This is a genomic window from Rhodococcus sp. NPDC057014 (assembly GCF_042673295.1).
Classification (GTDB): domain Bacteria; phylum Actinomycetota; class Actinomycetes; order Mycobacteriales; family Mycobacteriaceae; genus Rhodococcus_F.
In genome coordinates this window covers 38,778-44,878 of the sequence record NZ_JBHUSF010000032.1, presented here as the reverse complement: position 1 = coordinate 44,878, position 6,101 = coordinate 38,778, and the positions used below count along the sequence as shown (strand labels likewise).

Sequence of the window (6,101 nt, the reverse complement as noted above, 5' to 3'; positions counted from 1 at the left end):
GCACGCCGTCATCGGCGGATACCCGGGGGTGCCGTACGCGACCGTGATCAACCGGCACGTGTTCGAGTCGATCGCGCTCAACGCGCGCATCGCCCAGCACGTGCGCGTGCTCTACGGGCGCGATCAGCACCACATCACCGAGGCCGAGTTCAAGGCCGTCGCCCGTGCACTGCGTGAGGCCGTCGAACCCGATCCCCGCGTCACGGGCGTGCCGTCCACCAAGGGCAGCCTGTGAACCGGACGCATTCGTGAGCGTCGTCCTCGTCTACGTCCTGTTCATCGCCGCGGGTATCGCGGCGGGCGGCGCGTACTCCATGTGGAAGTTCAACAAACTGGCCTCGGGCGTGCTGCTGGCACTGGCGGTGCTGGCAGCCGTGGCGGGCGTTCTCAGGTTGATGTAGTGCCGGTCGCAGTGGGGGAGCGCCGCGGCCTGCTCCGCACCCGCGGTCTGCCCACCGCGATGCTGATGGGCGCCGCGGCGTTCGGCGGCTGGGCGGTGCTCCTGCCCGTCGTTCCGCTGATCGTCTCGCTGTCCGGCGGCTCGGACACGCTCGCCGGCAGCGTGACGGCCGTGTTCATGGCCGCGACCGTCGCCACCCAACTCGGCGTGCCCCGGCTCCTGCGCCGGTGGGGGCACCGCTGGGTGCTCGCCGCCGGCTGCATGCTGCTGGGGCCGCCGTCGCTTCTCCTCCTGCTCTCCACCGAGGCGATTCCGGTGCTGGCGGTATCGGCGGTCCGCGGGTCGGGCTTCGGCATGCTCACCGTCGCGAGCAGTGCGCTGGTCGCGGAACTCGTTCCGCGGCAGATGCTCGGCCGCGCAACGGGTGCGCAGGGAATCGCGGTGGCCGCCGCGCAGATGGTCGGGCTGCCGGCGGGGCTCGCGATCATGGCGCACTGGTCCGCGACCCCCGTCTTCGTGATCGGCGCTCTCATTCCCGCGCTCGCGGTCGTCGCGGTCACGCGACTCCCCGCGATCCGCGCCCCCGCGGACCGCGCGTCGCACGATCGCATCCCGCTCGCCGCCGTGCTGACCCCGTGGCTGTCGATCGCGATCGTGGCGGCCGCGTTCGGCGGTCTGTCCAGCCTGCTGCCGATCGCGATCTCGGAGCGGGCGTCGCTCGCCGGGGTGATCCTCGCCGTGTCGAGCGGGGCGACGCTGATCGGGCGGTACGCCGCGGGATCGTTCTCCGACCGGCTCGGGGTGGGTCGTGCCCTGATTCCCGCCCTGACGTTCGTGTGCCTCGGTCTGGTCCTGTTCGCCGTCGCCGCGGCGACAGCGGCGCCCGTGCCTGTCCTGGTGTGCGCGGCGCTGGCATTCGGATTCGGGTTCGGCGCGGTGCAGAACGAGTCGCTCGTCATGATCTTCACCGCCGCGGGACCGGCCCGATTCGGCTCGGCGAGCGCCGGATGGAACATCGGGTTCGACGCCGGCACGGGGTTCGGTTCCCTCGCGCTCGGCGCCGTCGCGTCGGTGGCCGGGTATTCCTGGGTGTTCGGGGTCGCGGCGACGGCGGTCGCGGTGGTCCCGGCCGCCGGAACGGTCGTCGGCCGCGCCCTCCGGCGTCGTTCGGCCGCCGGATAAGGTTGTGTCATGACCGTCTCCACGATTGCCGTCCTCGACTACGGCTCCGGCAACCTGCATTCGGCCACCCGCGCTCTGGCCCGGACCGGCGCGCGCGTCGAGGTCACGTCCGATCACAAGGTCGCACTCGCGGCCGACGGTCTCGTCGTCCCCGGCGTCGGCGCCTTCGCGGCGTGTATGGAGGGGCTCCGCGCGGTGCGGGGGGAGCGGATCATCGGTCAGCGTCTGGCCGGCGGGCGGCCGGTCCTCGGGATCTGCGTCGGCATGCAGATCCTCTTCGAACGCGGCGTCGAGTTCGGCGTCGAGGCGGAAGGCTGCGGCGAATGGCCCGGCACCGTCGAACGGCTCCAGGCCGACGTGCTGCCGCACATGGGGTGGAACACCGTCGAGGCACCGGCCGACAGCACGCTGTTCGCCGGTATCGATCCCGACACCCGGTTCTACTTCGTCCACTCGTACGCTGCCCAGACCTGGGAACTGCCGACGCCGGAGCGGCTCGCGCCGCCCGCCCTGACCTGGGCCGATCACGGCGGCAAGTTCCTCGCCGCCGTCGAGAACGGCGCGCTGTCCGCCACCCAGTTCCACCCCGAGAAGTCCGGCGACGCGGGCGCGGAACTGCTCCGCAACTGGGTTCGCAGTCTGTGACCGAACCCGGGGACGGCCGCGGCGACCTGTCGATCGGCAGGCTCGCCGTGTACGCGATGGGTGCCGCCACCGTGGTCCTGGTCCTCGCGACCGCGATCATTCTGGTGCTGAAACCGGGCCCCGTCCTCGGGCTGATCGTCGGGTTGCTCGGCGTCGCCGGTGCGATCGCCGCCATGGGTTACGTGTCGAAACGCATGACCCGCAACGCCTACGGCCGCGACCCCGAGGACCCGAAGCCGGGTTCCGACCGCTGAGCGACTAGGGTTGTCGCACGTGAGCCTGGTCCTTTTGCCTGCTGTAGATGTCGTCAACGGTGAAGCTGTTCGCCTCGTCCAGGGGGAGGCAGGAAGCGAGACCGGATACGGCTCGCCTCGTGATGCCGCCCTCGCATGGCAGAACGACGGTGCCGAGTGGGTCCACATCGTCGACCTCGACGCCGCCTTCGGTCGCGGCTCGAACCGCGAACTCCTCGCGGACGTGGTGGGGGAACTCGACGTCCAGGTGGAACTGTCCGGCGGAATCCGCGACGACGCGTCGCTCGAGGCCGCACTGGCCACCGGCTGCGGTCGCGTCAACCTCGGCACCGCCGCCATCGAGAACCCCGAGTGGTGTGCGCGCGCCATCGCCAAGTACGGCGAGAAGATCGCCGTCGGTCTCGACGTGCGCCTCGTCGACGGCGAATACCAGCTTCGCGGCCGCGGCTGGGTCACCGAGGGCGGGAACCTGTGGGAGACCCTCGCCCGGCTCGACAAGGACGGTTGCTCCCGCTACGTCGTCACCGACGTGAGCAAGGACGGCACCCTGACCGGCCCCAATCTCGAACTCCTCGCGCAGGTCTGCGCGGCCACCGACGCGCCCGTCGTCGCGTCGGGTGGTGTGTCCACCATCGACGACCTCCGGGCGATCGCCGGACTCGTTGACCAGGGCGTCGAGGGATCCATCGTCGGCAAGGCGCTGTACGCGGGGCGGTTCACCCTCCCCGAGGCGCTCGCCGCGGTCTCGGGCTGAGTTCGCGCCATGGTCCTGTCCCGCGATCCCCGGGAACTCCTCGCCGTCGCCAGTGAGCTGCTCGACGGAGTGCACGACCGGTTCGTCTCCGGGGTGGGTGCGCCCAGCGCCGTCCACAAGGGCCCCGACGATTTCGCGACCGCCGTCGACCTCGAGCTCGAGAAGCGGTTGACAGGCGAACTGCGTGACCGGACCGGCATCGACGTCCACGGCGAGGAGTTCGGCGGACCCGACCTCGACAGCGGACCCGTCTGGGTGCTCGACCCCATCGACGGCACCTTCAACTATTCGGCGGGTCTGCCCACCGCGGGCACGCTGCTCGCGCTCCTCGACGACGGGGTTCCCGTTCTCGGCCTCACGTGGCTGCCGCTCGTCGGGCGGCGCTACGCGGCCGTCGCGGACGGCCCGCTGCTCGAGGGCGGTCAGCCGCTGCCGAGGCTCGGCCGCACGTCGCTGGCGTCGTCGATCGTGGGCTTGGGGGCGCTGAACATCGACAGTCGCGGGCGTATCCCCGGCGCGTACCGGTTGCAGGTCCTCGCGCAGCTCAGCCGGGTGTCCTCGCGGATCCGGATCCACGGATCCACCGGCGTCGACCTCGCGTTCACCGCGGCCGGAATACTCGGTGGTGCGGTGGTGTTCGGCCACAATGCGTGGGACAACGCGGCCGGTGTGGCGCTGGTGCGCGCCGCGGGCGGTGTGGTGACCGATCTGGGCGGCAAGCCCTGGACGGTGACGTCCGATTCGGTGCTTGCCGGAGCGCCCGGGGTGCACGGCGAAATTCTCGATATCCTCGGATCACTGGGTGATCCCCGTTCCGAGCCTTCAGGAGGGCGTACGCAATGACTCTGGCGGTTCGAGTGATCCCGTGTCTGGACGTCGATGCCGGACGCGTCGTCAAGGGCGTCAACTTCGAGAACCTGCGGGACGCGGGCGACCCCGTCGAACTGGCGGCCGCGTACGACGCCCAGGGCGCCGACGAGCTCACGTTCCTCGACGTCACCGCGTCGACCGCGGACCGGGGCACCATGCTCGACGTGGTCAGCCGGACGGCGGAACAGGTGTTCATCCCGCTCACGGTCGGCGGCGGTGTCCGCACCGTCGAGGACGTCGACCGGTTGCTGCGTGCCGGCGCCGACAAGGTGAGCGTCAACACCGCCGCGATCGCGCGGCCCGAGTTGCTCCGCGAACTGAGCGAACGCTTCGGCTCCCAGTGCATCGTGCTGTCGGTGGACGCGCGCACCGTGCCGCAGGGCCAACCGGACACTCCGTCGGGGTGGGAGGTCACGACCCACGGCGGCAAGCGCGGCACCGGCATCGACGCGGTCGAGTGGGCGGTCCGCGGCGCCGAACTGGGCGTCGGGGAGATCCTGCTCAACTCGATGGACGCGGACGGCACGAAGGCCGGTTTCGACCTGCCGATGATCCGCGCGGTCCGCGCTGCCGTGCACGTGCCGGTGATCGCCAGCGGGGGAGCGGGCGCCGTCGAGCACTTCGCGCCCGCCGTCGGGGCCGGCGCGGACGCCGTCCTCGCCGCCAGCGTCTTCCACTTCGGCGACATGACGATCGGCGACGTCAAGAAGTCCATGCGTGCAGAAGGGATCACCGTCCGATGAGTCTCGACCCGGCCATCGCGTCACGGCTCAAGCGCAACGAGGCGGGACTGTTCAGTGCCGTCGCGCAGGAGCGGTCGACGGGCGACGTCCTGATGGTGGCGTGGATGGACGACGAGGCCCTCGCGCGCACCCTCGAGACCCGTAAGGGCACGTACTATTCCCGCTCCCGTCAGCAGTACTGGGTGAAGGGCGAGACGTCCGGTCACACGCAGTACGTCCACGAGGCGCGGCTCGACTGCGACGGCGACACGGTGCTGCTCGTCGTCGACCAGGAGGGGGCGGCGTGCCACACGGGCACGCACACCTGCTTCGACTCGGACGTCCTGCTCGCCGCCGACTGACGCGGCGGCCCTCGGCGGGATGTTCGTTTGCCCTCGGGCAGGATGTCCGCATGCCACTTATTCAGATCAGTCAGACGCCGGGGCTCACGGCGGAGCAGAAGCGCGCCACGATCGAGGCCGTCACGAAGGCGTACACCGACGCGACGGGGAAGAATGCGGCGTCGGTGTGGGTGACGATCACCGAGGTGCCGCGCGACAGCTGGGGTGTCGGCGGGACGCCGCTGGGGTGAGCTGTCGGGACGCCGCTGGGGTGAGCTGGCGGGATGCCGCTGGGGTGAGCTGGCGGGATGCCGCTGGGGTGAGTGGTGGTCAGGCTTTGCCGGTTCCCGAGGCGATGCTCTTGTCGAGTTGGGTGAGCATGGCGCCGGACAGTTCGGACAGTTGACGGACCTGGTCGGGCGAGAGGCCGTCGAAGATCAGTGACCGGACGGATTCGACGTGCGGCGGCGCGGCTTCGACGACCTTGGCCATGCCTTCGTCGGTGAGGACGGCGTCGGAGCCGCGGCTGCCGCGGATGCTTTCGCGGCGCACCCAGCCGGCTTTTTCCATCTTTGTGACGACGTGGGACAGCCGGGACAGCGACGCGTTGGCGCGCTGGGCGAGCAGGGACAGCTGCAGGCGCCGGTTCGCTTCGCCGGACAGTGAGGCGAGGACGAAGTACTCGAAGTGGGTGAGTGCCGAGTCGCGTTGAAGCTGGGTGTCCAGTGCTGCGGGGAGCCGGGTGACCAGTGCGATGAGGGTGAGCCAGGCCTCCTGCTGCTCTGCGTCGAGCCATCGGGTGCCGGGCTGGTCCGGCTTGCCCTCGTCGTTACCACTCATCGGTGGTGTCCTCCGTCCGTACGTCGATCCACGCGTGTGCAGCGTGTCCTCCATAGTTAGCACGCCGCGGGGCCGATTCGTGCCCGGGGAATA

The 6,101-nt window shown here is 70.6% G+C and carries 10 protein-coding genes and 1 pseudogene; 10 read left to right on the top strand and 1 reads right to left on the bottom strand.

The window, feature by feature from the left end; translation table 11 throughout:
* From ACFTZB_RS09880 to ACFTZB_RS09835, 10 genes and pseudogenes are all read left to right on the top strand, one after another.
* Window positions 1-235 (top strand): annotated as a pseudogene (locus ACFTZB_RS09880) (imidazoleglycerol-phosphate dehydratase); the annotation flags it as partial.
* Window positions 236-248: 13 nt separating this feature from the next.
* Window positions 249-401, top strand: coding sequence for a hypothetical protein (locus ACFTZB_RS09875; RefSeq protein ID WP_007297398.1), 153 nt, complete (start codon window positions 249-251; stop codon window positions 399-401).
* Complete coding sequence (locus ACFTZB_RS09870; RefSeq protein WP_378431336.1) at window positions 401-1,582, top strand: MFS transporter; 1,182 nt, start codon at window positions 401-403, stop codon at window positions 1,580-1,582. The genes ACFTZB_RS09875 and ACFTZB_RS09870 overlap by 1 nt, the downstream gene beginning before the upstream one ends.
* Window positions 1,583-1,591: 9 nt before the next feature.
* Window positions 1,592-2,227, top strand: coding sequence for an imidazole glycerol phosphate synthase subunit HisH (gene hisH / locus ACFTZB_RS09865; protein WP_378431335.1), 636 nt, complete (start codon window positions 1,592-1,594; stop codon window positions 2,225-2,227).
* The gene (locus tag ACFTZB_RS09860; RefSeq protein WP_087556294.1) at window positions 2,224-2,481 is read left to right on the top strand and encodes a hypothetical protein; all 258 of its coding nucleotides are present in this window, start codon (window positions 2,224-2,226) and stop codon (window positions 2,479-2,481) included. Before hisH ends, ACFTZB_RS09860 begins: the two co-directional genes overlap by 4 nt.
* Window positions 2,482-2,500: 19 nt before the next feature.
* On the top strand, window positions 2,501-3,235 hold the full coding sequence (gene priA, locus ACFTZB_RS09855) for a bifunctional 1-(5-phosphoribosyl)-5-((5-phosphoribosylamino)methylideneamino)imidazole-4-carboxamide isomerase/phosphoribosylanthranilate isomerase PriA (protein ID WP_005247511.1): 735 nt from the start codon (window positions 2,501-2,503) through the stop codon (window positions 3,233-3,235).
* A 9-nt stretch (window positions 3,236-3,244) separates the two neighbouring features.
* The gene (locus ACFTZB_RS09850) at window positions 3,245-4,078 is read left to right on the top strand and encodes an inositol monophosphatase family protein (protein WP_378431333.1); all 834 of its coding nucleotides are present in this window, start codon (window positions 3,245-3,247) and stop codon (window positions 4,076-4,078) included.
* A complete protein-coding gene (hisF, locus tag ACFTZB_RS09845; RefSeq protein WP_012687994.1) occupies window positions 4,075-4,848 on the top strand; it encodes an imidazole glycerol phosphate synthase subunit HisF in 774 nt (257 codons plus the stop codon). The genes ACFTZB_RS09850 and hisF overlap by 4 nt, the downstream gene beginning before the upstream one ends.
* A complete protein-coding gene (hisI, locus tag ACFTZB_RS09840; protein WP_378431332.1) occupies window positions 4,845-5,189 on the top strand; it encodes a phosphoribosyl-AMP cyclohydrolase in 345 nt (114 codons plus the stop codon). Before hisF ends, hisI begins: the two co-directional genes overlap by 4 nt.
* A gap of 50 nt (window positions 5,190-5,239) precedes the next feature.
* Window positions 5,240-5,419 (top strand): 4-oxalocrotonate tautomerase family protein, encoded by a 180-nt coding sequence (locus ACFTZB_RS09835; protein ID WP_378431331.1) that lies wholly within the window; start codon window positions 5,240-5,242, stop codon window positions 5,417-5,419.
* A gap of 79 nt (window positions 5,420-5,498) precedes the next feature.
* On the opposite strand, the gene ACFTZB_RS09830 is transcribed toward ACFTZB_RS09835, so the two are convergent.
* On the bottom strand, window positions 5,499-6,008 hold the full coding sequence (locus tag ACFTZB_RS09830) for a MarR family winged helix-turn-helix transcriptional regulator (protein WP_378431330.1): 510 nt from the start codon (window positions 6,006-6,008) through the stop codon (window positions 5,499-5,501).
* Between the last annotated feature and the right edge of the window lie 93 nt (window positions 6,009-6,101).

Bases quoted from the DNA above. Each gene is read 5' to 3' on its own strand.
- hisH (WP_378431335.1), top strand. From the start codon at position 1,592: ATGACCGTCTCCACGATTGCCGTCCTCGACTACGGCTCCGGCAACCTG.
- ACFTZB_RS09850 (WP_378431333.1), top strand. From the start codon at position 3,245: ATGGTCCTGTCCCGCGATCCCCGGGAACTCCTCGCCGTCGCCAGTGAG.
- hisF (WP_012687994.1), top strand. From the start codon at position 4,075: ATGACTCTGGCGGTTCGAGTGATCCCGTGTCTGGACGTCGATGCCGGA.
- hisI (WP_378431332.1), top strand. From the start codon at position 4,845: ATGAGTCTCGACCCGGCCATCGCGTCACGGCTCAAGCGCAACGAGGCG.
- ACFTZB_RS09835 (WP_378431331.1), top strand. From the start codon at position 5,240: ATGCCACTTATTCAGATCAGTCAGACGCCGGGGCTCACGGCGGAGCAG.
- ACFTZB_RS09830 (WP_378431330.1), bottom strand. From the start codon at position 6,008: ATGAGTGGTAACGACGAGGGCAAGCCGGACCAGCCCGGCACCCGATGG.